Here is a 25693-nt window from a genome sequence, read left to right as displayed (position 1 = left end):
GTGCACGTCTCCTCAAGGCAAAGAGACGCCGGGGCCCGCAGGCCCCGGCGTCATCGTCATTGCGCGGCCCAGGCGTTGAAGCGCTCTTCCAGCTCCTCGCCGTGGTCGACCCAGAACTCGTCGTCCATCGCCAGGCCCTGGGGCAGGTTCTGCGTGGAGGTCGGCACCCAGCCGGCGATGTCGGACGGCAGGCGTTCGGCGGCCTGCTTGTTGGTCGGACCATACGCAATGTGCTTCACGTAGTCGACCTGGGCGTCCGGCTGGTTGGCGAAGGCGATGAAGCGCTTCGCCGCGTCGACGTGCTGCGAGCCCTTGATGATCGCCCAGTAGTCCATGCCGTACAGGCTGCCCGGCCAGACCAGCTGCAGATTGCGCCCGCTCTTGTAGGCGTCGGCGATGCGCCCGGTGTAGGTGGTGGTCATCACCACGTCACCGGCGGCCAGCCACTGCGCCGGTTGCGCGCCGGCCTCCCACCACTGCACGTAGGGCTTGATCTGGTTGAGCTTGGCGAAGGCGCGGTCCACACCGGCCTTGGTGCCCAGTTCCTTGTACACGTCCGCCGGCTTGACGCCGTCGGCCATCAGGGCGAACTCCAGGTTGTAGATGGCGCGCTTGCGCAGGCCGCGCTTGCCGGGGAATTTCTGCAGGTCCCAGAAATCCGCCCAGGATTGCGGCGCCGGCTTGAGCTTGTCGGCGTCGTAGGCGATCGCCACGCCCCACACCAGGGCCGCCGAGCCGCAGTCCTTGGCGGCATTGGGGATGAGCTGGTCCTTGCCGCCGATCTGCTGCCAGTCCAGCGGCACGAACAATCCCTCATCGCAGCCCCGCGCCAGGTCCGGGCCCTCAATCTGCACCACGTCCCAGTCGGCGTGGCCGGTGTCGGCCATCACCTTGATGCGGGCCATTTCGCCGTTGTACTCGGTCTGCGTCACGCCAACGCCGGACTGCCGGCTGAAGGGCTGGAAGAACGCCGCGTCCTGGGCCTTCTGGCCGGCGCCGCCATAGCCGACCACCACCATGTTCTCGGCGGCCTGGACGACGCCGCCGCACAGCCCGAGGGCGAGCAGCAGCGGCGAGAGGGTGGTCTTGAGGAAGGAACGCGTGCGGCAGGTGTTGCGGTGGACAGTCATCGGGCATACCCCCGGTCGTAGGTGGCAGCGGGCGCGGCCGCAATGGCCGCACACACGCAGGACGGGCGCGCCGGAACCACGGAGCAAGACAGACAGGGCAGCGATGGATCGATTGCCAGCGGGTGAACCCGCCCGGCGAGGGGGGACCGTGCGAAACGGTTCATGCGCCTCTCCTCTTGTAGTTGTTGTGGAGCTCCTCGCGGTGACCCCGGAGGGTCCCGGGGCGGGATTGAAACTACCCAGTCACTTTTAAAAAAACAAGTTGATTTTTTACTACCGGTAAATTTCTATAGCCACAACTTAAACAACATTTTCCGCATCAGGAGAAGTCCCCGTGTCCCAGGTCCATCACTTCCAGCAGGCCGCCTTGCAGTTCCAGTCCTACGGCGGGCAAGACATCGAGCGCGCCGCCATCTGCCGGCTGATCGGCCCGGCGGACAGCCAGACCATGGGCGCGGGCCTGGCACGCTTCGACGGCGTGTCCATCGAGTGGACGGTGCTCTACGACGAGCTGATCGTGGTGCTGGACGGCCACTTCCGCCTGCGCCTGGCCGACCGGGTGATCGACGCCAGGCCGGGCGACGTGATCTGGGTTCCCGAACGCACGCCGCTGGCCTACGAAGGCGAGCGAGCCACCGTCTTCTACGCGCTCTATCCGGTGGATTGGCAGGCGCGCAACGCCTGAATTCGATTGGCTGCCTACGCCTCGACACCGCACCACCCGCTGCACCACAACAAGAATCCGGAGTTGCCCGATGAGCCAGTTTCCCCACCTGTTCAGCCCGCTGCGCATCCGCGGCAAGGTGCTGAAGAACCGCATCATGTCCACCGGGCACGACACCTCGATGCCCACCGACAACCTGGTCAATGACCAGCTGGTGGCCTATCACACCGCCCGCGCCAAGGGCGGCGTCGGCCTGATCGTGCTGCAGGTCGCCGGCGTGCACGATAGCGCCCGCTACACCTCCCACGTGCTGATGGCCACCGATGACGCATGCATTCCCGGCTACCGGCGCATCGCCGAGGCGTGCCATGCCGAAGGCACCGTGGTGCTGTCCCAGGTCTTCCACCCCGGCCGGGAGATCATGGAATCCAGCGACGGTCTGCTGGCCGTGGCCTATGCGCCATCCGCCTCGCCCAACGAACGCTTCCGGGTGATGCCCCGCGAGCTGAGCCAGGCGATGATCGACGAGATCGTCCAGGGCTACGCCGACGCCGCGCGCCGCCTGCACAGCGCCGGCATCGACGGCGTGGAAGTAGTCGCCAGCCACGGCTACCTGCCGGCGCAGTTCCTCAACCCGCGGGTGAACCGCCGCGGCGACGGCTACAACGGCGACCTCGACGCGCGCCTGCGCTTCACCCGCGAAGTGATCGCCGCCGTGCGCGCGGCCACCGACGAGGACTTCATCATCGGCCTGCGCATCTCCGCCGATGAGCGCGACCCGGAAGGCCTCACCGAGGACGAATCGCTGCAGGCGGTGAAGTCCCTGCAGAACCAGCTGGACTACGTGCACATCGTCGCCGGCACCTCGGCATCGCTGGGCGGCGCCATTCACATCGTCCCGCCCATGGCCATCGAGGCGGCCTACCTGGCCAGCGAAGCCGGCACCTTCAAGCACAGCCTGGAGATTCCGCTGTTCCTCACCGGGCGCATCAACCAGCCGCAGGAGGCGGAGCTGATCGTCGCCCGTGGCCAGGCCGACGTCTGCGGCATGACCCGCGCGCTGATCTGCGACCCGCAGATGCCGAGCAAGACCGAAAGCGGCCATGTCGAGGACGTGCGCGCCTGCATCGCCTGCAACCAGGCGTGCATCGGCCACTTCCACCGGGGCTACCCGATCTCCTGCATCCAGCACCCGGAAACCGGCCGCGAGCTGATCTACGCCGAACGCCAGATGGCCGCCCTGCGCAAGCGCGTGCTGGTGGTCGGCGGCGGGCCGGCCGGCATGAAGGCCGCCGCCGTGGCGGCCCAGCGCGGCCATGAGGTCACCCTCTGCGAAGCCAGCGCCCAGCTCGGCGGCCAGGTCAACCTCGCCCAGTTGCTACCGCGCCGCGCGGAGTTCGGCGGCGCCTCCACCAACCTGCAACGGGAGATGCAACTGGCCGGCGTCGACGTGCGCCGCAACACCCGCGTCGACCGCGCGCTGGTCGAGCAGGAGCGCCCCGACGTGGTCATCGTCGCCACCGGCGCCACGCCCTATCGCCCGCCCTATGAAGAGGCCGGCGACCTGCAGGTGGTGGACGCCTGGCAGGTGCTGCGCGGCGAGGTAAAGATCGGGCGCTCGGTGCTGGTCACCGACTGGCGCGCCGACTGGATCGCCCCCGGCATCGCCGAGCGCCTGGTGCGCGAGGGGCACCAGGTACAGCTGGCGGTGAACGGCACCCACGTCGGCGAAAACCTGCCGCTCTACGTGCGCGACCACCTGGCTGGCGAGCTGCACCGCCTGGGCATCAGCATCACCCCCTACGCCCGCCTGTACGGCGTCGACGACAGCACCGTCTACCTGCAGCACACCGCCAGCGGCGAGCCGATGCTGGTGGAAGGCATCGACACCCTGGTGCTCTGCCAGGGCCACCAGCCGGTGGACGAACTGGCCGACGAGATCGCCGACCTCGCCGAGGTGCGCCGCATCGGCGACTGCCTGGCGCCGCGCACGGCGGAGGAAGCGATCTACGAGGGCCTCAAGGCGGGCTGGGCGATTTGAGGCGCGGTTGAGCTGAGCCGCTCCAATTTTCCCGGCGTGCGCCTGAGCCGCTCTTTTGTAGGAGCGAGCTTGCTCGCGAATTGCCCAGCACCGAAGTCGCCGGACGAATCGTTCGCGAGCAAGCTCGCTCCTACGAAGAGCAACGGTCCATACAGCCGGCGCATTGTTTAGAATGCCCCACGACGAACATCGCCAGGACCCTCGCCGCATGAGCCGCAAAGCCCCGCAGGAAGCCCCCGCCAACGCCGAAGCGCAGTTCCTTGGCACCCGCATCCGCGGCCTGCGCAAGCGGCGCGGCATGACCCTGGCGGAGCTGGCCGAGCAGAGCGGGCTGACCGCCGGCTACATCAGCCAGCTGGAACGCAACCTGGCCTACCCGTCGATCCCGGCGCTGTTCAACATCGCCCGCAGCCTGGGCGTGACCATCCAGTGGTTCTTCGCCAGCGAAGTGCAGGTCGACCCGACCGACGCCGGCTACGTGGTGCGGCGCAACGCGCGCACCAGCGTGCATTACGAAGACGGTATCGTCGACGAACTGCTCAGCCCGCAGCCCAGCCGCCAGCTGGAAATCCTCCACTCGCGCTTCCCGCCGGGCGCCTACAGCCAGCAGAGCTACAGCCACGACGGCGAGGAAGCCGGCTACCTGCTCAGCGGCACGTTCGAGTTGTGGGTGGGCGAGCGCCATTTCGTGCTCAACGAAGGCGACAGCTTCAGCTACTCCAGCCAGGAGCCGCACCGTTATGGCAATCCCGGCGACGTGGATGCCGTGGTGCTCTGGGTGATTACGCCGCCGACGTTCTGAGGCGCGGTTGTAGGAGCGAGCTTGCTCGCGAACGCTCTTCGGGGGCCTCGGTGGCTTCGGCGCCAAGTGGGTTCGCGAGCAAGCTCGCTCCTACAGGCTCCTTGGGAGATGGGTGCGAAAGGTAGCCGGCTGCCTCGGAATTGCATGCCGCGCCAGACTAGTCCCCTCTCCCTTCAGGGAGAGGGTTAGGGAGAGGGGAAGTCCCCTGCTCCGAAACCGATCAACCCTTGATCAACCGCCCCAACCCATCCAGCAACCGCCCCAGCGCCCCCTGGTTGGCCTTCATCACACCCAATCCCGCCTCGGCCATGCGCGCAGCCGAAGCCGGCTCATCCCACAGCGCCGCCACGGCCACCGCCAGCGACGGCGCGTCCGCCACTTCGCGCAGCGCGCCGACCTCGCGCAATTGCGCGGCGATCTCCAGGAAGTTGAACAGGTGCGGGCCGGACAGCACCGGCTTGCCCAGCGCCGCCGGCTCCAGCAGGTTGTGCCCGCCGTTGGGCACCAGGCTGCCGCCAACGAAGGCGACATCGGCCAGCGCGTAGAGGAACAGCAACTCGCCCATGGTGTCGCCCAGCAATACCTGGGTATCGGCGGTTACCAGTTCGCCGGTGGAACGGCGCAGGGTGCGCAAGCCTTCGCGGGTACACAGCTCGGCCATCGGGTTGAAACGTTCCGGATGACGCGGCACCAGGATCAGCAGCGCGTCCGGGTGCTTCTCCAGCAACTGGCGATGCGCGGCGAGGATGATTTCGTCTTCGCCGGCGTGGGTGCTGGCGGCGATCCAGATCGACCGCTGACGCGCCTGCCACTGGTCGCGCAGGTCAGCGGCGCGCGCCAGCAGTTCGGGGTCGATGGTCAGCTCGAACTTGATCGAGCCGGTCACGCTCACCCGTTCCGGACGCGCGCCGAGCTGGCGAAAGCGCTCGGCTTCGGCTTCGGTCTGCACGGCGATCCAGCTCATCTCCTCCAGCATCGGCCGGGTCAGCCCGGCGAAGCGCGCATAGCCGCGCGCCGAACGCTCGGACAGCCGCGCGTTGGCCAGCGCCACCGCAATGCCGCGCCTGGCGCACTGGTGGATGTGGTTCGGCCACAGCTCGGTTTCCATGATCACACCCAGCACCGGTCGCGCACGGTCGAGGAAGCGCGCCGCCGCCCAGGGCAGGTCGTAGGGCAGGTAGCAGTGCTGCACCTGCTCGCCGAACAGCGCGCGGATGCGCTCGGAGCCGGTCGGCGTCATGCAGGTGACGGTGATCGGCAGATCGGGGTGGCGCTGCATCAGCGCGCGGATCATCGGCGCGGCGGCGATGCTCTCGCCAACCGACACCGCATGCACCCAGATGCCGCCGGGTTTGAGCGCCGGCAGGCCGAGGGCGAAGCGCTCGCCGACGCGCCGGGCGTAGGCCGGGGCCTTGCGCGAGCGCAGGAACAGGCGCAGCGCGACCAGCGGCAGGCCCAGGTGGAACAGCAGGGTATAGAGGGTCCGGTTCATGGCGGCGGAGAGTAGCAAATTAGCGGGCTGGGTCGCCGCACAATCCTGAGTGCAGCCGCGTGTCGGTAGGAGCGAGCTTGCTCGCGAACCGCTTGCTACCGGCGCGGCCATTGGCACCTTCCGATCGTGCAGGAGCGGATCTCATCCGCGATGGTCGTGGCACTGCGCCGGGATTTCGCGGACAAGGTCCGCTCCTACGCAGCCCCAGCGCCGGCATGGCAGATCAATCCGGTTCGCGAGCAAGCTCGCTCCTACGAAGAGCAGGTTGGCACGACGTCACACCGGCGAAGCAAGGTGTTCGGCAAAACACTCACCCAACCACTGCGCCGCCGGCCCCAGCGGCTCATCGCGGCGCCAGACCAGTTCCACCACCAGTGGCGGCGGCGTCCAGTCGCTGGCCAGTTCCACCAGCAGCGGTTGATAAGCCGGGTACTGCGCCACGTGGGTCGGCAGCCACGCCCAGCCGAGGTCGCGCATCAGCAGTTCGGCCATGGCGTAGAAGCTGTCGGCGCGCCACACCAGCGGGCTGATTTGTTCGCCGCCGGGGTAGTGGCTGTCCTGCGGGGCCATCAGCAGCTGGCGATGCCGCGCCAATTCGCGGCGGTCGGCATAGTCCAGCTTCGCCAGCTCGTGCCCGGCGCCGCACACGGTGACCATCTCGATGGTGCCCAGGCGCTGGCGCTCCAGCGCCTCCGGCATGCCCTCGTGGTGGAACAGCAGGCCGAGGTCGGCGCGCCGCTCCAGCAGCTTGCGCGCCACGTCGCCCTGGGCGCCGCTGGCCAGTTGCACTTCCAGGGTGGGGAATTCCCGCGCCAGCGCCTGCAGGCCGGAGAGCACCGGCTGGTAGGGCATCGCCTCGTCCTGGGCCAGGCGCAGCAACGGTTCGGTGCCGCGCACCAGCGCCAGCGCACGGCTTTCCAGGCGCTCGCACTGGCGCAGCACCTCGCGCGCCTCGTCCAGCAGCGCCCTGCCCTCGGCGGTCAGCACCGGCTGGCGGCCGCTGCTGCGCTCGAACAGGGTCACGCCCAGGTCGCTCTCCAGTAGCGCGATGGACGAGCTCACCGCCGATTGCACGCGCTGCAACTGCCGCGCGGCCGCCGAGAAGGAAGATTGATCGGCGACGCTGACGAAGAGTCGCAACTGGTCCAGGTTCCACTGCATGGCCGTCTCCGCAACCTATCTCAATCACAGATAGGTAATGACTTTATCCCATCAGCCAGGAGACTAGAATGCCGGCAGAATCGAACGCAACCAACTCGCCGCCGCGCGGCGCGTCGTTTACGGGGAGGACCTACCATGCCCGGCTATCTCTACCTCGCCATCGCCATCGTTGCCGAAGTCATCGCCACCGCCTCGCTGAAGTCGGTGAAAGGCCTGTCCACGCCCCTGCCGCTGGTGCTGGTGATCGTCGGCTACGGCATTTCCTTCTGGATGCTGACCCTGGTGGTGCGCAGCATCCCGGTGGGGATCGCCTACGCCATCTGGGCAGGGCTGGGCATCGTGCTGGTCAGCGTGGCGGCGCTGGTGCTCTACCAGCAGAAGCTCGATACCGCCGCCCTGCTCGGCATGGGCCTGATCGTCAGCGGGGTCGTGGTGATCCAGCTGTTCTCCGGCAACGCCGGCCACTGACCAGCGCCCTCTCCCTGTAGGAGCGAGCTTGCTCGCGAACACCGTCCGCTGCGGGGGCTGGTTCGCGAGCAAGCTCGCTCCTACCGCTGCCGGCAGACGTTTACCGCGACTGACAGGCGTTATACTGCGCGCTTCGTTTTCCCTCGAGGCGCTTTCATGTCCGAATCCCTGAGCACCGACATCCTCATCGTCGGCGGCGGCATCGCCGGCCTGTGGCTCAATGCCCGCCTGCGGCGCGCCGGCTTTTCCACCGTGCTGGTGGAGAGCACCGCGCTGGGCGGCGTGCAGAGCCTGCGCTCGCAGGGGATCATCCATGGCGGCACCAAGTACGCGCTGCACGGCGCGCTGACCGGCGCCTCGGAAGCCATCGCCGACATGCCGGCGCTGTGGCGCGATTGCCTGGCCGGTACCGGCGAGGTGGACCTGCGCGGCGTGCGCGTGCTTTCCGATGCCCATTACCTGTGGTCGCCCGGTGGCCTGGCCGGCAACCTCACCAGCTTCTTCGCCAGCAAGGCGGTGCGCAGCCGCGTCGCCCAGGTGAAAGGTGCGGACCTGCCGCCAGCGCTGCAGGACAAGGCCTTCAAGGGCAAGGCCTACCGCCTGACCGAACTGGTGCTGGACGTGCCCAGCCTGATCGCCCGCCTGGCCGAACTGGCCGGCGATAGCCTGCTGGCCGGCGAGCGCATCGAAGCCCTGCGCGACGGCGACAGCCTGGCCGGCCTGCGCGTGGACGGCCGTGACATCCGCGCCCAGCGCGTGGTGCTCAGCGCCGGCGCCGGCAACGAGGCGCTGCTGCGCGAGCTGGGCCTGGAGCGCCCGGAGATGCAGCGTCGCCCGCTGCACATGGTGCTGGTCACCGCGCCGACGCTGAAACCGCTGTACGCCCACTGCCTGGGCGGCGGGCCGAAACCCCGCGTCACCGTCACCACCCACCCGCTGAGCAATGGCGACTGGGTCTGGTACCTGGGCGGCGACATCGCCGAAGCCGGCGGCGTGGCGCGCAACGAGGCCGAGCAGATCGCCGAGGCGCAGCGCGAGCTGCACAAGCTGGTGCCGTGGATCGACCTTTCCGCCGCCCGCTGGGCCACCCTGCGCGTGGACCGCGCCGAGCCTTCGCAGAACAACCTGCTGCGCCCGGACAGCGCCTTCCTCGCCGAGGACGGCGCGCTGCTGGTCGGCTGGCCGACCAAGCTGGCCCTGGCACCCAACTTCGCCGACCGCGTCGTCGAATCCCTGGACAAGAGCGGCATCCGCCCGCAGGCGCACGCCGCCCTGCCGAGCCTGCCGCGCCCGGCCATGGCCCGCCCGGTGTGGGAGGAACTGTTCGGATGAAGACCCTGCATCACCTGCACCGCCCACTGGGCGGCACCGGCCTAAGCGTTTCGCCCCTGGGCCTGGGCACCGTGAAGCTCGGCCGCGACCAGGGCGTGAAGTACCCCGAGGGCTTCCGCATCCCCGATGACCGCGAGGCCGCCGACCTGATCGCGCTGGCGCGCGAGCTGGGCATCAACCTCATCGACACCGCCCCGGCCTACGGGCGCAGCGAAGAACGCCTTGGCCCACTGCTGCGCGGCCAGCGCGAGGCGTGGGTGATCGTCAGCAAGACCGGCGAGGAGTTCGTCGGCGGCCAGTCGCTGTTCGACTTCAGCGCCGCCCACACCCGTCGCTCGGTGGAACGCAGCCTGCGGCGCCTGGAGACCGACTACATCGACCTGGTGCTGGTGCATTCGGACGGCAATGACCTGGACATCCTGCGCGGCACCGAGGTCTACGCGACCCTGGAGGCACTGAAGCAGGAAGGGCTGATCCGCGGTTTCGGCTTCTCCGGCAAGACGGCGGATGGCGGCCTGCTGGCGCTGGAGCGCGGCGATTGCGCGATGGTCACCTACAACCTCAACGAGCAGGCGGAAAAACCGGTGATCGACCATGCCCAGGCCGTCGGCCGCGGCATCCTGATCAAGAAGGCCCTGGCCAGCGGACACGCCGCCCTCGCGCCGGGCGTGGACCCGGTGCGCGCCAGTTTCGAGCTGGTGCTGGGGCACCCGGGCGTCGCCAGCGCCATCGTCGGCACCATCAATCCGCTGCACCTGGCGCACAACGTGGAGATCGCCGCCCAGGTGCTCGACCGCTGATCGGCGGTCATGTGGATTACGCATTCCTGTGCCATGCTCCAACTCCCCCGATGAAATGCGCGGGGCACAGAAACTGTCGCCAACCGGCGATTCCCCCGCAAAAGCCTCGGAATCGCCAAACCTTTCAGGGAAAAATCCGGAAATCCTTTTGATTTTCGATGGCACCAGGATCGGTGCCAGGCTGTCCAGGTTGTAGCGACCCCGTTATGAACGATCGGCCGGACCGTCCCCAGGACGGTCAGCGTTCGCGTCGGCGCCGCCTGCCACGGTAGGGCGCGCCAGCGCAACCCGGCGCCCTGTACGAGAAGGAGTCCCTATGCCCCGTACGCTCGCCCGCAAGGACCCGACCGCCTTCAAGACCCTGCCGCTGCTGGTGGACGCCAGCCCGGAAGGTCTCGCCTACCAGACCCTCGGCAAGCCCCTGAACTTCGCCCAGGTCCTGGAAAAGCGTCGCCCCATCGAGATCGACGAGACCGAGCGCTTCACCGCCGAACTGGCCAACCTCGGCGTGTCGGTGCGACTGACCCTGAACTATCAGGGCCGCGACCACTGGATCCTGGTGCGCCAGCGGCGCGAAGACCGTGGCGACACGGTGCTCAAGCTGATCTCCGGCTACGTGCCGGCTCACGAACTGAACCTGCCGCTGCTCACGGCGATCCAGGAAGTGGCTGAGGAATGCCTGGTGGAAACCGCCGACGGCTGGCTCGGCGGGCGCTTCGGCGACACCTGGCTGCCGACGCCCTACGAGGGCATCCTGCGCTACCGCGAGAGCAGCCACTTCTCCCTCACCCCGCTGTCCGGCGCCTCGCGCCCGGTGCAGGCCGGCGCGCTGCGCCTGCTGGAGCGCCCGCAGGCGTACGTGCACCTGCCGACGGCGTCGCTGCAGCTGGTCTACGACCTGCGCATGGAGCTGCCCAAGGACGCCCGCGAGGTGAGCCTGTTCCACGTCGACGAGAAACTCGAAAGCGGCCCGCTGGTGGCGCGGCTGGACCGTCGCCGCCCGGACATCTACCTGCTGCCGCTGGAGCACGGGCAACCGACCGGCGAGCTGTTCACCCTGAGCAAGGGCGAACTGTGCAAGGCGAGTACCCGCGGCCTGTGGCTGTCGGAGAGCTTCGCCAGCCAGGACGGCTGGCTCGTGCGCGAGGAACGCATCCGCTTCCGCGAATGGATGGAGCAGTGGCCGCCCGCCGCCGGCAATGCCGGCAGCGGGCGGCGCACGGCCTGACTCCGCCGATTTGAACCGGCCACGTTGATGGTCGGAGCGACCCTGTAGGAGCGAGCTTGCTCGCGAACCAGATCGACCGGCCAATGCCAACATTGGGCGGTTCGCGAGCAAGCTCGCTCCTACGAAAAGCACCGCCGTCACTTCAACTGACTGGAACTCTTGCCCAGCAGCCGCCGCGCCACGATCAGCAACTGGATCTGCTGGGTACCTTCGAAGATGTCGAGGATCTTCGAATCCCGCGCCCACTTCTCCAGCAGTTCCTCCTCCCCATAACCCAGTGCGCCGGCCAGCTCGACGCATTTCAGCGTCACCTCATTGGCCACCCGCCCGGCCTTGGCCTTGGCGATGGACGCCTCCTTGGAGTTGGGCAGGCGGTTGTCGGCCATCCACGCCGCCTTCAGCGTCAGCAGGCGCGCGGCCTCCCATTCGGCTTCCAGCCGGTACAACGTGGCTTCGGCGTGGCTGGCGCTCAGCAGCGGCTGGCGATAGTCGAAGCGGCAGCCGGCCTTCTTCAGCAGTTCGCGGGTGCGATCCAGCGAGGCCTTGGCCACGCCGATCGCCATGGCAGCCACCAGCGGGCGGGTGTTGTCGAAGGTTTCCATCACCCCGGCAAAGCCCTTCTGCACGTCGATCTCGGCATTGCCCAGCAGGTTGGCGGCCGGCACGCGGCAGTCGCTGAAGCTGATGGAGGCGGTGTCCGAGGCCTTGATGCCGAGCTTCTTCTCCAGGCGGGTGACGGTCATGCCCGGCGTGCCCTTCTCCACCACGAAGGACTTGATCGCCGCGCGGCCCAGGCTCTTGTCCAGGGTCGCCCAGACCACCACCGCATCGGCGCGGGCGCCGGAGGTGACGAAGATCTTCTCGCCATTGAGCACATAGTGATCGCCATCGCGGGTGGCGGTGGTGCGGATCGCCGCCGAGTCCGAGCCGCACCCCGGCTCGGTGATGGCCATGGCCGCCCAGGTGCCGGCGAAGCGCTTGAGCTGCTCCTCATTGGCTACCGCGGCGATGGCGGCGTTGCCCAATCCCTGGCGCGGCATGGCCAGCAACAGGCCGGTGTCGCCCCAGCACATTTCCATCACGCCCAGGCAGGCGGAGAGGTTGCCGCCGTTCTTCACGCCCTGCTCTGCGCCCTGTTCTGCGCCAGCCTTGCGCTTGCTGGCCGAGGTGGCGCCCACGGCATCCGGCGAGCCGGCATTCATGCCGTCCAGCAGCGCGGCCAGCAGGTCCAGCTCCTTGGGGTAGGCGTGCTCGGCCTTGTCGTACTTGCGCGAAATCGGCCGCAGGTAGTTCTCCGCCACCTGGCGGGCCTGGTTCTGCAGGGTGCGGAGTTTCTTCGGCGTCTCGAGGTACATGCAAAGCTCCTTAGAGATGCAGCCCGCCAGCCATCAGGCTGACGGCGCGCAGGTCACGGTACCAGCGCTCTGCCGGGTGTTCCTGGGTGAAGCCGTGGCCGCCGAGCAGTTGCACGGCGTCGGTGCCGATCTTCATCGCCTTCTCGGCGCACAGCAGCTTCGCCAGATAGGCCTCGCGGTGGAACGCCTGGCCGCGCTCGGCCAGGGCGCAGGCGCGCAAGACCATCAGGCGCATGGCATCCAGCTCGATGGCGATGTCCGCCACCATGAAGGCCACGCCCTGGCGATGGCTGATCGGCTCGCCGAAGGCCTCGCGCTCGTTGCAGTAGGTGATCACGTAGTCCAGCGCGGCCTGCCCGGTGCCCACGGCCAGGGCACACCAGGCCAGGGCGGTGTAGTCGAGGAAGGCCTGGTAGTCGAAGCGCTCCGCCGCCAGCCGCTGCTCGGCGGGGACCTTGACGCCCTTGAAGCGAACCCGTGCGGTGCCGGTGGCCTTCAGGCCCATGGCCGGTTCGGCGCGCACCTCGACCCCCTTGGCGCGGGTGTCGACGAGGAACAGCGCCGGGCCCTCGCCGGCATCCGCCGCGACGATCAGCTTCTGCGCATCGACGCCGCGCACGACCAGGCATTTTTCGCCGGACAGCGTGTAGCTGGAACCGCGCTTGCGCGCCTTGGTGGACAGGCGCTGCGGATCGGCCAGCAGCTGCGGCTCGCTCACCGCGATGGCGATCAGCGGCGCCGTCTCTTCACCGACGAACGCCGGCAGCCAGCGTGCCTGCTGGGCAGGCGAGGCCCAGCGGCGAATGCAGTTGGCCGCCGACAGCGGCACCAGCAGCGCAGCCGCCAGGCTGAGGTCGCCCCGGGCAAGGGATTCGGCGATCACCGCATTGGTCACCACGGTGCGCTCGCCGGCCATGCCGCCCAGCACCTCGCTGACGCCGTAGTGGGTCAAGCCCAGCTCCTGCGCCTGGGCCAGCAATTCCAGGCTCAGGTGGGCCTTGGCGTCGGCCTCATGGGCGGCGGGGCGCAGCACCTCGGCGGCGAAGCCTTCGAGCATCTCCGCCAGCATCTGCTGCTCGTCGGACAGGGACAGGTCGAACAACCCATCCGGGTCAACCTTGCGCGGTGTCTTGGGCTGCTTGGCGGCACGCTCGCTGGCCAGCCGGAAGCCGGTGCGGCTGCCGCTGTAGAGCAGTCGTTCGAAGGGCTTGCGCAGCTTGAGTCGGTCCGGCCAGTCGGCCTGGGCGACACGGTTCAGCACGGCCAGGGCGCGGCCCTGCACGTCGGTGGTCATGGCATCTCGCTCCGCGGAGGGGGGATGCCGTGATCATGCGCCGGGAATTGGCGGGGGAACCATGACCGCTTTGCCGCCGGTCACTGGCAGAGCGGTCAGTGGGGGGAGCGGGGGCAAGCGGAGAGCGTGTGCCTGGGCTTACCCCCTCACCCCAGCCCTCTCCCTCAGGGAGAGGGGACAGGTTATGCCGGCTGGCGTCATGGTTTCATCCTGCACCGAACGGTCCCCTCTCCCCCTGGGAGAGGGTTAGGTGAGGGGAATCCGCAGGAACGAAGATTCAGCCCTGGTGGCGAATCTTCTCGACGATGGCGGTGGTGGAGCTGTTTTCCACCAGGCCCAGCACGCGCACTTCGCCGCCGTAGGCGCGAACGATATCGGCGCCGACCACCTGCTCGACGCCATAGTCGCCGCCTTTCACCAGCACGTCCGGGCGGACTTCTGTGAGCAGGCGCTCGGGGGTGTCTTCGGCGAAGCTGACGACCCAGTCCACCGCGCCGAGGCCGGCGAGCACGGCCATGCGGCGGTCGACGCTGTTGATCGGGCGGCCCGGGCCCTTGAGGCGGGTCACCGAGGCATCGTCGTTGGTGGCGACGATCAGGCGGTCACCCTGGGCGCGGGCCTGTTCCAGGTAGGTCACGTGGCCGGCGTGGAGGATGTCGAAGCAGCCGTTGGTGAAGACGATCTTCTCGCCGTGGGCGCGAGCGTCTTCGATGGCCAGCAGCAGTTGCTCGAGGCTCAGCACGCCACGCTCGGAGCCCTGCTCGCGCTGCACGGCGCGGCGCAGTTCCGGAGCGCTGATGGCCGCGGTGCCGAGCTTGCCGACGACGATGCCCGCCGCCAGGTTGGCCAGGGCCACGGCCTGCGGCAGGTCCTCACCGGCGGCGATGGCGCCGGCCAGGGTGGAGATTACCGTATCGCCGGCACCAGTGACGTCAAACACTTCGCGGGCGCGGGCCGGCAGGTGCAGGGCACTGTGGCCGGGGCGCAGCAGGGTCATGCCGTGTTCGCCGCGGGTGACCAGCAGCGCGCCGAGCTCCAGCTCGGTCATCAGTTGCAGGCCCTTGGCGACCAGGTCGCCTTCGTCGGTGCAGCGACCGACGATGGCTTCGAATTCGGAGAGGTTCGGGGTGATCAGGCTGGCGCCGCGGTAGATGGCGAAGTCCTTGCCCTTGGGGTCGGCCAGCACCGGGATGCCACGCTGGCGGGCGGCCTGGATCAGTTGCTGGTGGTTCTTCAGCGCGCCCTTGCCGTAATCGGAGAGCACCAGCACGCGGACCTGGTCCAGCAGCGCCTCGACGTCGGCGGACAGCGCCACGGCGTCGGTGCGGAAGGCTTCCTCGAAGTCCACGCGCAGCAGTTGCTGGTGGCGGCTCATGACCCGCAGCTTGACGATGGTCGGCTGGCCGGCGATGCGTTGGAAGCGAGTGGTGACGCCCACCGCCTGCAGGCTGTCGCTCAGGCTGTCGGCGGCCTCGTCGACACCGGTGACGCCGACCAGGAAGGCCGGGGCGCCGAGGGCGGCGAGGTTCAGCGCGACGTTGGCGGCGCCACCGGGGCGGTCCTCATGCTGCTCGACCCGCACCACGGGCACCGGCGCCTCGGGCGAGATGCGCGAGGTCGCGCCGTGCCAGTAGCGGTCGAGCATCACGTCGCCTACCACCAGCACGGGGGCCTGATCGAATCGGGGCATGGTCAATTTCATGGGAACTCCGCAGGTCGAAATCGCCGCGGATAATACCATAGCCGCCCAGTGCGACTTGCGCCGAACACCGGGCGGGCGGCGCCAGGGCGGCGCCGATGGGTTACGGCAGTTTGCGCACCCAGAACAGCTCGTGGCGACGCACCGCCTTGCGGAAGAACTCGTCGTCGCCGGTGGCCGGCCACTGGCGCCCGGCGAGCACGCGCTGGATCAGGCGGCGCAGGCGCTTCTTGCCGGTGAGCGGGGTCTGCAGATCATGCTGCAGGGCCAACGCCTGGGCCTTGTCGATGCGGGTCGCGGCATCCAGTACCGGGCTCCACAGCGGGTCGGCCGGCAACGGCTCGATGCACGGCGGCAGCGCGATGCCGCCGTCGGCCGGGCCCATGGGCCAGCGGTCGTTGTCGTGCAGGTGGTTGGCGTAGAGCAGCAGGGTCTGCGGTTTCCAGCTGCTGCGCTGGATCGCCTCCAGGGTCGCGCGGGTGGCCTGCACGTGGTCGGCGTGGGGGTCCAGCTCCGGGTGGGCGGTGAGGATCACCTCCGGGCGGATGTGTTCGATCAGCGCGGTGAGGTCGGCCACCAGGTTCAGCCAGGTCGGCGCGCCGTCGCTGTCGGCCGGCAGGGCGAACGGGTTGAAGCCGCGCACGCTGCGGATGTCGCTCTCGCCGGACTCCCTGGAGCCGAACGCCTGGCTCGGTTCGGCGGCCATCGCCGGCAATTGCAGGCAGTAATAGCCCAACTGCACGCAGCGCTCGGCCGGCACCCCGCCCCAGAGCGGCCCGGCGATGCTGTCCCAGGTGCGCAGGCGGCCCTTGAGCCGGGCGGCTTCGGCCTTGTCCAGGCCAAGACGCTGGTAGTGCTCGGCCTCGATTTCGCCCTGGGTCAGGGTGACGATCCAGGCCTCCGGGCAGCGGCTGTACTGGCCGAAGGCGGCCAGTTCGGCGTCGTCGGCGTGGGGCGCGACGATCAGCATGCGCTGCCGGGCATAGTCGGGATTGTCGAACGCATGCAGGACGCCCTGTTGCGCCAGTCGGCAATGGCGGCTGCGGATGATCAGCTTGCCGGCGCGCAGCGCTTCGCCCTGGCCGGAGAGATTGATGTAGCGGGTGCCGCTGACGCCGCGCTCGAAGTCCTGCCGATCAGGCTCGACACCCTCGATCAGCACCTGCGGGTCGAGCCAGCGGCCGAGCAGCGAGGCCTTGACCTGGATTTCCAGCACCAGCGTTTCCTCGTTCTCCGGCAGCGCGCCGGTGGCGACGTGCAGGCCGTGGGCGCCGAGGGAAACCGGCAGGGCGATGGAACCCTCGGGGAAGTCGTAGCGGTAATCGTCGCGCGGGGAATAGAAGAGGTGGTCGGCGAACCAGGCCTCATGGGCGATCCAGCCGAGCAGCACGGCCAGCGGCACGCTCCACCAGGGCGCGACGATGCCCAGCAGGATCAGCGCCAGCAGGGCGACGAGCAGCACCGCACGTTTCTTGCGGCGGTGCTGTTTGAGCAGTTGCTGTTTACGCCCGGACATGGTGGTTCTCCCTCAAGGCCAATCGCGGATGGAATCCGCTTACGGGAAAGATCGACGCTCGGATTTCCCTCTCCCCCACCATTCTGTGCCGGCTGACGCCAAGCTTTCAGCCTGCGCCGATCCAGTCCCCTCTCCCTTCAGGGAGAGGGTTAGGGAGAGGGCGCTTCAGACCTGGAACACCGGCACCCGATGGCACCAGCGGTCCTTGTATTCACGGTCGGCGCGGCCGAAGGAATAGCGCAGCGGCTTGCCCAGCGCCTCGGCGTCGGCCCAGGCCTCTTGCGTGTTGACGAAGCTGAGCACGCTGCCGGGGCTGAACTCGCGGTTCTCCGGCGCGACACCGCCGTTGATGTATTCGACGCTGACCCATTTGGGCGCCTCGACCCGGTAGAGAATCTGGATCGCCACCGGCTCGCCGTCCAGGCGCACCAGCGAGCCGCGCATGAATTCGCGCATCAGGCCGAACACCTCGGCCAGCCGCGCCTTGCCCGGCACCTCGAACTCCCAGCGGCGCTGGAACAGGTCGGCATAGATGCGCGCCTGTTCCTCGGGGCTCAGCTCGCTCATCGGTTGCAGTACGCCGCCCGCCTCTTCCAGCAGGCGCTGCTCGCGGCGCTGGTTGTAGCGGAACTTCTTCGAGAAATCGGCCGGCGCGCGGTTCATCGCCAGTTGCTCGGGCTGCTCGCGGGCATCGCTGACCTGCTCGCGATTCAGCTCGGAGAGGTAGCGCACCTGGTGGCGCAGGTCGATGCGCGCACCGTCGGCGATCGGCAGGATGATCTCGGCGTTGCCCAGGTCGAACAGGGCCTTCTTGCCCGCGCGCTTGAGCACGTCCTTGGACAGCGCCAGGTGGCGTCCCCAGGTCGGCACGGCGGCGCGCAGCTCATCGCCCTCGAACCAGCCGAGGTAGCGCACCGGAATACCGGCCAGGCCGGCGAGGCGCTCGACCACCTCCGGGTGGGTGGCGACGCTGCCGCCGAAGCGCTGCCAGGCGGCGGCATAGTCCGCCGCCGCGATGGGCGTCCAGCCGCGCTCGCGGAAGACTCGCAGGCGGTTCAGCATGCCGGGGACTGCGTCATACCGGCTGCTCGACGGGCACTTCTTCGCCGCCCTCGACCGGGTCGTCGGCGAACTGCCGGGCATGCAGGCGGGCGTAGTAGCCGTTCTGCGCGATCAGTTCGTCGTGGGTGCCGCGCTCGACGATGTGCCCCTGGTCCATCACCAGGATCAGATCCGCCGCCTCGATGGTGCTCAGGCGGTGGGCGATGACCAGGGTGGTGCGGCCCTCCATGACCTTCTCCAGGGCCGCCTGGATGTGCCGCTCGGACTCGGTGTCCAGCGCCGAGGTGGCCTCGTCGAGGATCAGCACCGGCGCATCCTTGAGCAGCGCGCGGGCAATCGCCAGGCGCTGGCGCTGGCCGCCGGAAAGCATCACGCCGTTCTCCCCGACCTCGGTCTCGAAGCCTTCAGGCAGGCGGTCGATGAACTCGCGGGCGAAGGCGTCTTCGGCGGCCTTTTCCACCGCTTCGCGCGGCTTGCTGGCGAGGTCGCCATAGGCGATGTTGTTGAGCACGCTGTCGTTGAACAGGTTGACCTGCTGGGTGACCAGGGCGATGTGCTTGCGCAGGTTGCGCAGCTTGTAGTCCTCGACGTCCAGGCCGTCGAGCAGGATCTGCCCGTCGTTGTGCGAATAGAAACGCGGGATCAGGTTGGCCAGCGTCGATTTGCCGCTGCCCGAACGCCCCACCAGCGCCACCATCTGGCCCGGCTCGACGGTGAAGTTCAGATCGTTGAGGACCCGCTTCTCGGTACCCGGGTAGGTGAAGCTGAGGTTCTTCACCTCCAGGCGGCCGCTGACGCGGTCGCGCTCGGCGGTGCCGTTGTCGACTTCCTGCGGCTGGTCGAGCTGATCGAAGATGCTCTCCGCACCGGCGACGCCCTTCTGAATGGTGGAGCTGACTTCCGACAGCTGGCGGATCGGCTTGGGCAGCAGGCCGGCCATGGAGATGTAGGCGACCAATTCACCCGCCGTGGCATCGCCCCGCAGCAGCAGCACCAGATACAGCAGCACGGCCATGGCGCTGTAGATCACCAGCTGCAGCATCGGCGTGTAGACCGCCGAGGTCTTGTTCATGCGCAGGTTCCGCTTGGTGTTGTCGTTGCTCACCTTGAGGAAGCGCTGGCTCTCGTATGGCTCGCCGCCGAAGCTGCGGACCACGCGGTAACCATGGATGGTTTCCGAGGCGACATGCGTCACGTCGCCCATGGCCACCTGGATCTTCTTGCTCTGCTTGCGGAATTTTCGGCTGGCGCTGGTCACCATGACGGCGATGACCGGCAGGATGGCCAGCATCACCAGGGTCAGCTTCCAGTTCATGTACAGCAGCGAGGCGAACAGGAACACCACGGTCATGCCTTCGCGGATCACCACCTTGATGGCGTCTGTCGCGGCACCGGTGACCATGGTCACGTTGAAGGTGATGCGCGAGATCAGGTGGCCGGAGTTGTGCCGGTCGAAATAGCGATTGGGCAGGGTCAGCAGGTTGTTGAACAGTTCGACACGCAGGTCGTGGACCAGGCCGAGCGAGACCTTGGCCAGGAAATAGTTGCCCAGGAAGGAGCCGACGCCTTGCCAGACGGCGATCAGCACCACCAGCAGCGGCACGGCGTAGAGCAACTCCAGGTCACGCAGCCAGAGCCAGGGAGCGTCGGGGAAGAGGGCGGCGTCCGGATTGGTCAGGCCATCGACGAAATACTTGAGGATGCCGGCAAGCATCGGCTGGGTGGCAGCGAAGATCAGGAAACCGACGATGCTCAGTGCGAACAGGCCAGCGTACGGGCGCACGTAGGAGAGCAGGCGGAAGTAGATCTTGATGCTGGACACCGGCTGGGCGCTCCGGGGAGAATCACTCATGAAGTGCAAGCTGCCTTGTCGTAAGAAGACTGCGGATAATACCACCGCTGTCCCACTCCATGTTGCCCCCAGGTCTGACAGTCTGTCCCGATGAACGCCCTCGACGATTCCTCCTACCTTTCACTCGTCGACGGCGCCCAGGTCATCGAACGCGATCCCCATGGCGACAAGGTCCTGATCCTGCGCGACGGCAGTTTCCTCAAGTTGTTCCGGCGCAAGCGCCTGCTCTCCACCGCGCTGCTCTCGCCGCCGGAGAAGCGCTTCCAGAACAACTGCCAGGCGCTGGCGACCCGGGGCATCCCGTGCCCGCGCACGCTGCAGACCTACAGCTTCCCGGACATCGAGCGCACCGCCGTGCGCTACCAGCCGCTCCCCGGCGAGACCCTGCGCAGCTACATCCCCCTCCAGGCGCCCGAGCGTCAGCTTGAACTGCTGCGCGAGCTCGCCGCGTTCATCGCACGCGTGCATGACCTGGGTATCTATTTCCGCTCGCTGCACCTGGGCAACGTGATCCTGACGCCCTCCGGCGAGTACGGGCTGATCGACCTGTCGGACCTGCGCACCCGCCCGACAGCCTTGTCCCGCGCCCTGCGAAAACGTAATTTCAAGCACTTGCTGCGCTACAAGAAGGACCTCGCACTGATCCGCAAATTGGGCCTGGCCACCTTCTTCGAGCTTTATAACAAGAACGCCAAGACGCCCCTGGACAGTCGCGACCTCATCGCCGAATACGAACCTTCCAGGGCGTGACCCCACAACAGGAGCCAGCCTCCAGCCAGATCAGGGAATGCCGGAAATGAGCGAAACGATGAAGATCTTCGTCGGATGTGATCCGAACGACTGCGATCTCGAACAAATGATGGTGCTGGAATACAGCCTGCGCAAGCACGCCAGCCAGCCCCTCGAGATCCACTGGATGCAGCTCTCCCACGACCCGCAGAGCTTCTGGTATTCCAATCCCGAACAACAGCAGGGCTGGCGCAGCGATGACTGGACCACTCCGTTCTCAGGCTTCCGCTGGGCCATTCCTGCGTTCTGCCAGTTCGAGGGCCGGGCGATCTACATGGACGCCGACGTGGTCATCCTCAGCGACATCGCGGAGCTGTGGAACACCCCCTTCGAGCCGGGCAAGATCGTCATGGCCAAGGGCGGCGAGGAGTCCTGGCGCTTCTGCGTGTCGATGTGGGACTGCGCCGCGGCCAGGGAACACCTTCCGCCACTGGAGCAGATCCGTAGCGACCGCAAGGCGCACCACAAGCTGCGCGACTACTTCCGTGACCATACACAACTGATCCAGGCGTTCGACACCCAGTTCAACAACATCGACGGTGAAGACCACCCGATCGAAGCAATCAAGATCCTGCACTATTCGGACATCGGCACGCAGCTGTCGCACAAGCACTCGTTCAAGCGCCTGGCAAGCCAGGGCGAGAAACACTGGTTCGACGGCGCGGTCTTCGATCATCCGCGCAAGGATCTGATCGAGCTGTTTGACCGCTACCTCGCCGACGCACTGCAAGCGGGTTATTCGCTGGACAGCTACAAGGTGAAGCGGCGCTTCGGGACCATCACCAAGGCATCCCAGAAGAACTACAAGGGCAACGACATCACCCGCGGCAAGAAAAGCAGCGGCTTGCTCGCTCGCCTGTTCGGCCGCTGAGCATGGCAGCCATCACGCCGCATGGCGTGATGGCCCTTTCCGTCAGGCCGCTCGCTCGACCCTGTGCTGGGTCGCCACCGCCAGGCAACCCGCCATCGGCAGCCAGAACCACATCCACACCAGGTTCGGCGCAGCGACGAAGAAGTGCAGCTCGACGGTCATTACCACCGCGGCGGATACCATCACTGCGAACCACAGCTTGGCGAACTCAGTACGTGCCTTCCACGCCCCACGGATGCAGGCGACCATCGCCAAGACCATGGTGAACAAGCCGACCAGGCCGAATTGGTAGAGCACTTCCAGGTAGAGACTGTGAGGGTTGCGCACCACCTGCCCAGTGGACAGGGTGACCTTGCCCAGCTCGGTGTGCGAGCCATGACCGAACCACCAGGCCTCGCCAATGCGCTCGAACACTACGCGCCAGATCTGGTCACGGTGGGTCAACCCGCGGGAGCCGAACTCGTACATGACCTGCTCGAAGCCGAAGACCAGCACGGCCAGCCCGACCAGCACGGCCAAGCCGACCGCAATGAGACGCTGTCGCCCTTCGGTCATGCACAGCACCAGCAGGCCAGCGCCCATCAGACCGGCGACCCAGGCGGAACGCGCAAAGGTGAAGTACAGGTAGGCGAACAACACCAGGCTGCAGGCCAGCCAGACCGTGCGCATCGTCACGTTGCGCGCGCGCATCAGCAGCCATACCGCCACGATGAAGCAGAAGGCGTAGTGCATGCCCGCTTCGATGGTGATGCCGAAGTCGGCAATGCCGAGCACGCCGGAGTCCTTGATGTTCATCATCCGGTAGCCGAGATCGAACTGCCCCTGGAGCGCCTTGTTGACCAGGGAGAACCCGGCGAAACCCGCGCCCGCCAGCGCATCCAGGCCGAGCACGAACAGCCATGGCCGGCTCTCGCGGCCTCCCATGATCATCACGACCCAGGTGAAGAACAGGATGACCAGCAGCTGTTTCACCGAGCTTGGGGAGTCGGTCAGGATCGAATTGAGTAACAGCCCCACCCAGAACACCAGGTAGAGCAGGAAGGGTACGCTGGCCAGCCGCGCACGCTCGCGGAACAGCTCCAGCGACAGGAAGATCACCGCGAGAAACGCCCCAAGGCGAATGCTCTTGAGCCAGTCGCCGTTTTCCGTCGGCCACCAGAAGCGCCCCACCACCAGCATGCTCAGCGTAAGGACGGCGAAGGCCAGCCCCACCAGTTTCAACCAATCCGACCGTCTTTCGAGTTGCATAACACCACGCTGGCAAGTCAGTGATCGACGGCGATCGCCGTCGGGAATCAGAGTTTGATGACGGTAACGCCGCTTTCGCGGGTCCATTCCCGTTCGAAGTCCCAGGCATGGCCATCCCAGAACGAGCCGCCTTCATCGGAAAATCCAACCAGGACAATCTCGTAGTCAGCCTGCTTGAGACGCTTCACGTAATCGAAGAAGGCCAGAGCGTAGAACCCCGTGGAAGGGCCGCCGCGGCTCGGCAGGCGCTCGTAGGGATAACCTTCCAGCGCAGGAAACGGCTGCTTGAGCGGCAGGAACGAGGCCTTGCGATGCGAGGCGGGCAAGGTCTCCACCTCGCCTCCCAGCAGAACACTGTGGAAGCGTGCATTGAACCAGGGGAACAGCCGCAGCCATCCCTTGTAGGGGAAGCCGAAGTACCCGCTCTTGCGGTAGTTGTGCCGATGAATGAACACGTTGTGCAATTTGCGGCGCAGCAGCGTGCGGTTGCGGCACTTGTTGAAACTCACCACCAGATCCTCAGGCCCGAGCGCGAGCGCATCGACATGGTCGCGGGTGATCGCCGGGTTATTCGCCAGCAGAATCACCCGGCGCGACGCGACGATGCGCGCGAGCAGTTCCGGCGAGATTCGCTCCAGGGATGGGTGTGCCGCAGCCAGCATCGAGAGTCAGTCCTTCAACATCGTGGCGATATCGTCCGTCGTGTAGAGCCTTGCAATGACCAGATCGTTGCCGCCCTGCTTGAGATTCGAGCTGTACAGGGCAATATCCTGCGTGCCGGGCACGCTGAGGAAATGCTCATCGCTGTCGGAAATCTGCCGCACTCGCACCCCCGAACGCAGGGCATGCCAGTGCAGCCAGATGTCATCGGCCTTCGGCGTCACCTCGACGAAGGCTTCGCCCGCCCGCTTGAGCACGTCCTGCAGCACTGCCGGGTAAAGCACCCCGGAGACGCCAATGGCGAAGTTGCGCACGCTGGGTGTCTTGTCCAGTTGAGTGACCCAACCGTGGTACGGCTGGATCACGCCCTCCTCGATGCCCACCTGCTTGGCCATGTAGCACACTACCTGGTTCGGGGTCTGCTCATGGGCCGCCTGCAGGCCGGCAAGCCAGGTATCTGGGTAGAGCACGTCATCGTCCGCCGTCACCAGCGGCGCACCGATTCTCTCACCCTGAACGTAGGGAAAGTATTTCTTGTGCGGCCCGTAATTATTGCAGCGCTTTACTTCCAGCCCGCGCGCCTGCAAACGCCGCAGCGGCGCGGGGAGGTTCGCCAGGGTCTTTTCCTCGTCGACCCACAGGATCAATCGCGAGGGCAGCAATCTGCCGGCGGCAATCGACTCGAGGGTGATGTGCACCTTGCTCAGCCGTGTCGAATAGCTGGTCAGCGAGACGACCGGACCGCCCTCGGCCACCACCTTGCGTGCGCCAAAACGATTCACCAGGGCAAAACGCAGCAGCAGGCATTTGCGCAGCAGGCGGGTGCGGTACTTGCGAACCTTGCGGGTGAGTTTCGAACCCTGGGAGCTGCGCCCCATCAGTGGCCGCGCTCCAGCGAATCGCCGCGACCGACCGCATAGTAGAGCAGGCCGGCCGCGCGAACCTCGTCCGGGTTGTACAGGTTGCGGCCATCGATGATGACCGGGCGGCGCAGGGCCGACGCCAGCCAGGCGAAGTCCACCGCGCGGAACTCCTTCCACTCGGTACAGATCACCAGTACGTCCGCGCCTTCGACCACCGACTCGCGGCTGTCGACCAGCTCCAGGTCGGGGCGCTCACCATAGACACGGCCAATTTCATGGGAGGCCACCGGATCGTAGGCGCGGACGCGCGCACCGCGCTCCCACAGCGCCTCCATCAGTACACGGCTGGGCGCCTCGCGAATGTCATCGGTATTGGGTTTGAAGGCCAGCCCCCAGATGCCCACCGTGAGGCCAGACAGCTCACCATCAAAGGCCTGCAGCAGCTTGCGCAGGAGCACGTGCTTCTGTCGGTCGTTGACGCGCTCCACGGCGCGCAGCAACTCGGCCTCGTAGCCGATTTCACTGGCGGTGCGCTCCAGCGCCTGCACATCCTTGGGGAAACAGGAGCCGCCGTAACCACAGCCGGGGTAGATGAAGTGGTAGCCGATGCGTGGATCGGAGCCAATTCCCAGACGCACCTGCTCGACGTCCGCGCCGACGCGCTCGGCGATGTTGGCGATCTCGTTCATGAAGCTGATCTTGGTCGCGAGCATGGCGTTGGCCGCGTACTTGGTCAGTTCCGATGCCCGCACGCCCATGAAGAACAGCTTGTCATGGTTGCGATTGTAGGGGGCGTAGCATTCACGCATCAGCGTGCGCACTTCTTCCGAGTCCGTGCCCACGACGATGCGCGCGCCACGGGTGAAGTCCTCGATCGCCGCACCTTCCTTGAGGAATTCGGGGTTCGAGCAGACATCGAAGCGGAACTCGGTGCCCCGCTTGCGCTGCTCTTCGAGCACCGCGGCCTGGACCTTGTCGGCGGTGCCGACCGGCACGGTGGATTTGTTCACCACCACCTTGTAGCCGTCGATGTGCTGGCCAATGGTGCGCGCCACATTGAGCACGTAGGTCAGGTCAGCCGAGCCGTTCTCGTCCGGCGGCGTGCCCACCGCGATGAACAGCAGCGTGCCGAAGGAGATGGCCTCGGCGGCATCCTCGGTAAAGCGGATGCGCCCGGCGGCCAGGTTGTTGCGCACCATGACATCCAGGCCCGGTTCATAGATCGGTATCTGGCCCTTGCACAGCATCTGTGTGCGTTCGCTGTTGGTATCGACGCAGATCACCTGGTGCCCGGCGTCAGCCAGGCAGGCACCAGTCACCAGACCGACATAACCGCTTCCGAAGATCGTGATTTTCATGCTCAGAC

The 25693-nt window shown here is 67.0% G+C and carries 22 protein-coding genes; 9 read left to right on the top strand and 13 right to left on the bottom strand.

Annotation, left to right across the window (positions count from 1 at the left end; translation table 11 throughout):
- Nucleotides 1–56: 56 nt before the first annotated feature.
- Nucleotides 57–1130: an ABC transporter substrate-binding protein gene (locus ACNFIA_RS11945; protein ID WP_416785047.1), complete on the bottom strand. Its 1074-nt coding sequence runs from the start codon at nt 1128–1130 to the stop codon at nt 57–59.
- Between the two features lie 334 nt (nt 1131–1464).
- Here ACNFIA_RS11945 and ACNFIA_RS11940 point away from each other — a divergent pair, with 334 nt between their 5' ends.
- From ACNFIA_RS11940 to ACNFIA_RS11930, 3 genes are all read left to right on the top strand, one after another.
- Nucleotides 1465–1815 carry an ethanolamine utilization protein EutQ gene (locus ACNFIA_RS11940; RefSeq protein ID WP_416785045.1) on the top strand — a complete coding sequence of 117 codons (351 nt, stop codon included), beginning with the start codon at nt 1465–1467 and terminating at the stop codon, nt 1813–1815.
- 70 nt (nt 1816–1885) lie between these two features.
- Nucleotides 1886–3835, top strand: a complete 1950-nt coding sequence (locus ACNFIA_RS11935; protein WP_416785043.1) for an FAD-dependent oxidoreductase — start codon at nt 1886–1888, stop codon at nt 3833–3835.
- Between the two features lie 208 nt (nt 3836–4043).
- Nucleotides 4044–4637: a helix-turn-helix domain-containing protein gene (locus ACNFIA_RS11930; RefSeq protein ID WP_416785041.1), complete on the top strand. Its 594-nt coding sequence runs from the start codon at nt 4044–4046 to the stop codon at nt 4635–4637.
- 220 nt (nt 4638–4857) lie between these two features.
- On the opposite strand, the gene waaA is transcribed toward ACNFIA_RS11930, so the two are convergent.
- Together waaA and ACNFIA_RS11920 are read right to left on the bottom strand one after the other, a co-directional pair.
- Nucleotides 4858–6129: a lipid IV(A) 3-deoxy-D-manno-octulosonic acid transferase gene (waaA, locus tag ACNFIA_RS11925; protein ID WP_416785039.1), complete on the bottom strand. Its 1272-nt coding sequence runs from the start codon at nt 6127–6129 to the stop codon at nt 4858–4860.
- A 276-nt stretch (nt 6130–6405) separates the two neighbouring features.
- Complete coding sequence (locus ACNFIA_RS11920) at nt 6406–7290, bottom strand: LysR family transcriptional regulator (RefSeq protein WP_259757698.1); 885 nt, start codon at nt 7288–7290, stop codon at nt 6406–6408.
- A gap of 135 nt (nt 7291–7425) precedes the next feature.
- On the opposite strand from ACNFIA_RS11920, the gene ACNFIA_RS11915 reads away from it, so the two are divergent.
- From ACNFIA_RS11915 to ACNFIA_RS11900, 4 genes are all read left to right on the top strand, one after another.
- Nucleotides 7426–7758 (top strand): DMT family transporter, encoded by a 333-nt coding sequence (locus tag ACNFIA_RS11915; protein WP_416785037.1) that lies wholly within the window; start codon nt 7426–7428, stop codon nt 7756–7758.
- Nucleotides 7759–7914: 156 nt separating this feature from the next.
- Complete coding sequence (locus ACNFIA_RS11910) at nt 7915–9090, top strand: NAD(P)/FAD-dependent oxidoreductase (RefSeq protein ID WP_416785035.1); 1176 nt, start codon at nt 7915–7917, stop codon at nt 9088–9090.
- Nucleotides 9087–9890 (top strand): aldo/keto reductase, encoded by an 804-nt coding sequence (locus ACNFIA_RS11905; protein ID WP_416785033.1) that lies wholly within the window; start codon nt 9087–9089, stop codon nt 9888–9890. The genes ACNFIA_RS11910 and ACNFIA_RS11905 overlap by 4 nt, the downstream gene beginning before the upstream one ends.
- Nucleotides 9891–10206: 316 nt before the next feature.
- Nucleotides 10207–11118 (top strand): metal ABC transporter ATPase, encoded by a 912-nt coding sequence (locus ACNFIA_RS11900; RefSeq protein WP_416785031.1) that lies wholly within the window; start codon nt 10207–10209, stop codon nt 11116–11118.
- Nucleotides 11119–11255: 137 nt separating this feature from the next.
- Here ACNFIA_RS11900 and ACNFIA_RS11895 read toward each other — a convergent pair whose 3' ends face one another.
- The 6 genes from ACNFIA_RS11895 to msbA form a co-directional block, all read right to left on the bottom strand.
- A complete protein-coding gene (locus tag ACNFIA_RS11895) occupies nt 11256–12473 on the bottom strand; it encodes an acyl-CoA dehydrogenase family protein (RefSeq protein ID WP_416785029.1) in 1218 nt (405 codons plus the stop codon).
- A 10-nt stretch (nt 12474–12483) separates the two neighbouring features.
- Nucleotides 12484–13767 carry an acyl-CoA dehydrogenase family protein gene (locus ACNFIA_RS11890; RefSeq protein WP_416785027.1) on the bottom strand — a complete coding sequence of 428 codons (1284 nt, stop codon included), beginning with the start codon at nt 13765–13767 and terminating at the stop codon, nt 12484–12486.
- A gap of 277 nt (nt 13768–14044) precedes the next feature.
- A complete protein-coding gene (hldE, locus tag ACNFIA_RS11885; RefSeq protein ID WP_416785025.1) occupies nt 14045–15469 on the bottom strand; it encodes a bifunctional D-glycero-beta-D-manno-heptose-7-phosphate kinase/D-glycero-beta-D-manno-heptose 1-phosphate adenylyltransferase HldE in 1425 nt (474 codons plus the stop codon).
- Between the two features lie 100 nt (nt 15470–15569).
- Nucleotides 15570–16982: a PIG-L deacetylase family protein gene (locus ACNFIA_RS11880; RefSeq protein ID WP_416785023.1), complete on the bottom strand. Its 1413-nt coding sequence runs from the start codon at nt 16980–16982 to the stop codon at nt 15570–15572.
- A gap of 165 nt (nt 16983–17147) precedes the next feature.
- Nucleotides 17148–18044 (bottom strand): GNAT family N-acetyltransferase, encoded by an 897-nt coding sequence (locus ACNFIA_RS11875; RefSeq protein WP_416785021.1) that lies wholly within the window; start codon nt 18042–18044, stop codon nt 17148–17150.
- A 13-nt stretch (nt 18045–18057) separates the two neighbouring features.
- On the bottom strand, nt 18058–19896 hold the full coding sequence (gene msbA, locus ACNFIA_RS11870; RefSeq protein WP_259757711.1) for a lipid A export permease/ATP-binding protein MsbA: 1839 nt from the start codon (nt 19894–19896) through the stop codon (nt 18058–18060).
- Between the two features lie 90 nt (nt 19897–19986).
- Here msbA and ACNFIA_RS11865 point away from each other — a divergent pair, with 90 nt between their 5' ends.
- Both ACNFIA_RS11865 and ACNFIA_RS11860 read left to right on the top strand, forming a co-directional pair.
- Nucleotides 19987–20646, top strand: coding sequence for a phosphotransferase (locus ACNFIA_RS11865; RefSeq protein WP_416785019.1), 660 nt, complete (start codon nt 19987–19989; stop codon nt 20644–20646).
- A 46-nt stretch (nt 20647–20692) separates the two neighbouring features.
- Nucleotides 20693–21556 carry a glycosyltransferase gene (locus ACNFIA_RS11860; RefSeq protein WP_416785017.1) on the top strand — a complete coding sequence of 288 codons (864 nt, stop codon included), beginning with the start codon at nt 20693–20695 and terminating at the stop codon, nt 21554–21556.
- 42 nt (nt 21557–21598) lie between these two features.
- Here ACNFIA_RS11860 and ACNFIA_RS11855 read toward each other — a convergent pair whose 3' ends face one another.
- The 4 genes from ACNFIA_RS11855 to ACNFIA_RS11840 form a co-directional block, all read right to left on the bottom strand.
- Entirely contained in the window at nt 21599–22768 is a 1170-nt protein-coding gene (locus tag ACNFIA_RS11855; protein ID WP_416785433.1) for an O-antigen ligase family protein, read from the bottom strand.
- 83 nt (nt 22769–22851) lie between these two features.
- Complete coding sequence (locus tag ACNFIA_RS11850; RefSeq protein WP_416785015.1) at nt 22852–23466, bottom strand: hypothetical protein; 615 nt, start codon at nt 23464–23466, stop codon at nt 22852–22854.
- A 6-nt stretch (nt 23467–23472) separates the two neighbouring features.
- Nucleotides 23473–24342, bottom strand: a complete 870-nt coding sequence (locus ACNFIA_RS11845; RefSeq protein ID WP_416785013.1) for a hypothetical protein — start codon at nt 24340–24342, stop codon at nt 23473–23475.
- Complete coding sequence (locus tag ACNFIA_RS11840; RefSeq protein WP_416785011.1) at nt 24342–25685, bottom strand: UDP-glucose dehydrogenase family protein; 1344 nt, start codon at nt 25683–25685, stop codon at nt 24342–24344. The genes ACNFIA_RS11845 and ACNFIA_RS11840 overlap by 1 nt, the downstream gene beginning before the upstream one ends.
- Nucleotides 25686–25693: the final 8 nt, after the last annotated feature.

The sequence above is a fragment of the Pseudomonas sp. NY15437 genome, from assembly GCF_048068435.1.
Lineage (GTDB): Bacteria > Pseudomonadota > Gammaproteobacteria > Pseudomonadales > Pseudomonadaceae > Pseudomonas > Pseudomonas nitroreducens_B.
The sequence above is the reverse complement of the archived record's forward strand: the minus strand, read 5'-3'. Positions and strand labels throughout refer to the sequence as shown.

Excerpts from the sequence above, each read along its gene's own strand:
- waaA (WP_416785039.1), bottom strand. The coding sequence starts at position 6,129 with ATGAACCGGACCCTCTATACCCTGCTGTTCCACCTGGGCCTGCCGCTG.
- hldE (WP_416785025.1), bottom strand. The coding sequence starts at position 15,469 with ATGAAATTGACCATGCCCCGATTCGATCAGGCCCCCGTGCTGGTGGTA.
- ACNFIA_RS11850 (WP_416785015.1), bottom strand. The coding sequence starts at position 23,466 with ATGCTGGCTGCGGCACACCCATCCCTGGAGCGAATCTCGCCGGAACTG.
- ACNFIA_RS11915 (WP_416785037.1), top strand. The coding sequence starts at position 7,426 with ATGCCCGGCTATCTCTACCTCGCCATCGCCATCGTTGCCGAAGTCATC.
- ACNFIA_RS11865 (WP_416785019.1), top strand. The coding sequence starts at position 19,987 with ATGAACGCCCTCGACGATTCCTCCTACCTTTCACTCGTCGACGGCGCC.
- ACNFIA_RS11875 (WP_416785021.1), bottom strand. The coding sequence starts at position 18,044 with ATGCTGAACCGCCTGCGAGTCTTCCGCGAGCGCGGCTGGACGCCCATC.
- ACNFIA_RS11920 (WP_259757698.1), bottom strand. The coding sequence starts at position 7,290 with ATGCAGTGGAACCTGGACCAGTTGCGACTCTTCGTCAGCGTCGCCGAT.
- ACNFIA_RS11910 (WP_416785035.1), top strand. The coding sequence starts at position 7,915 with ATGTCCGAATCCCTGAGCACCGACATCCTCATCGTCGGCGGCGGCATC.
- ACNFIA_RS11880 (WP_416785023.1), bottom strand. The coding sequence starts at position 16,982 with ATGTCCGGGCGTAAACAGCAACTGCTCAAACAGCACCGCCGCAAGAAA.
- ACNFIA_RS11860 (WP_416785017.1), top strand. The coding sequence starts at position 20,693 with ATGAGCGAAACGATGAAGATCTTCGTCGGATGTGATCCGAACGACTGC.
- ACNFIA_RS11840 (WP_416785011.1), bottom strand. The coding sequence starts at position 25,685 with ATGAAAATCACGATCTTCGGAAGCGGTTATGTCGGTCTGGTGACTGGT.
- ACNFIA_RS11905 (WP_416785033.1), top strand. The coding sequence starts at position 9,087 with ATGAAGACCCTGCATCACCTGCACCGCCCACTGGGCGGCACCGGCCTA.
- ACNFIA_RS11890 (WP_416785027.1), bottom strand. The coding sequence starts at position 13,767 with ATGACCACCGACGTGCAGGGCCGCGCCCTGGCCGTGCTGAACCGTGTC.
- ACNFIA_RS11930 (WP_416785041.1), top strand. The coding sequence starts at position 4,044 with ATGAGCCGCAAAGCCCCGCAGGAAGCCCCCGCCAACGCCGAAGCGCAG.
- ACNFIA_RS11945 (WP_416785047.1), bottom strand. The coding sequence starts at position 1,130 with ATGACTGTCCACCGCAACACCTGCCGCACGCGTTCCTTCCTCAAGACC.
- ACNFIA_RS11895 (WP_416785029.1), bottom strand. The coding sequence starts at position 12,473 with ATGTACCTCGAGACGCCGAAGAAACTCCGCACCCTGCAGAACCAGGCC.
- ACNFIA_RS11935 (WP_416785043.1), top strand. The coding sequence starts at position 1,886 with ATGAGCCAGTTTCCCCACCTGTTCAGCCCGCTGCGCATCCGCGGCAAG.
- ACNFIA_RS11900 (WP_416785031.1), top strand. The coding sequence starts at position 10,207 with ATGCCCCGTACGCTCGCCCGCAAGGACCCGACCGCCTTCAAGACCCTG.
- ACNFIA_RS11845 (WP_416785013.1), bottom strand. The coding sequence starts at position 24,342 with ATGGGGCGCAGCTCCCAGGGTTCGAAACTCACCCGCAAGGTTCGCAAG.
- msbA (WP_259757711.1), bottom strand. The coding sequence starts at position 19,896 with ATGAGTGATTCTCCCCGGAGCGCCCAGCCGGTGTCCAGCATCAAGATC.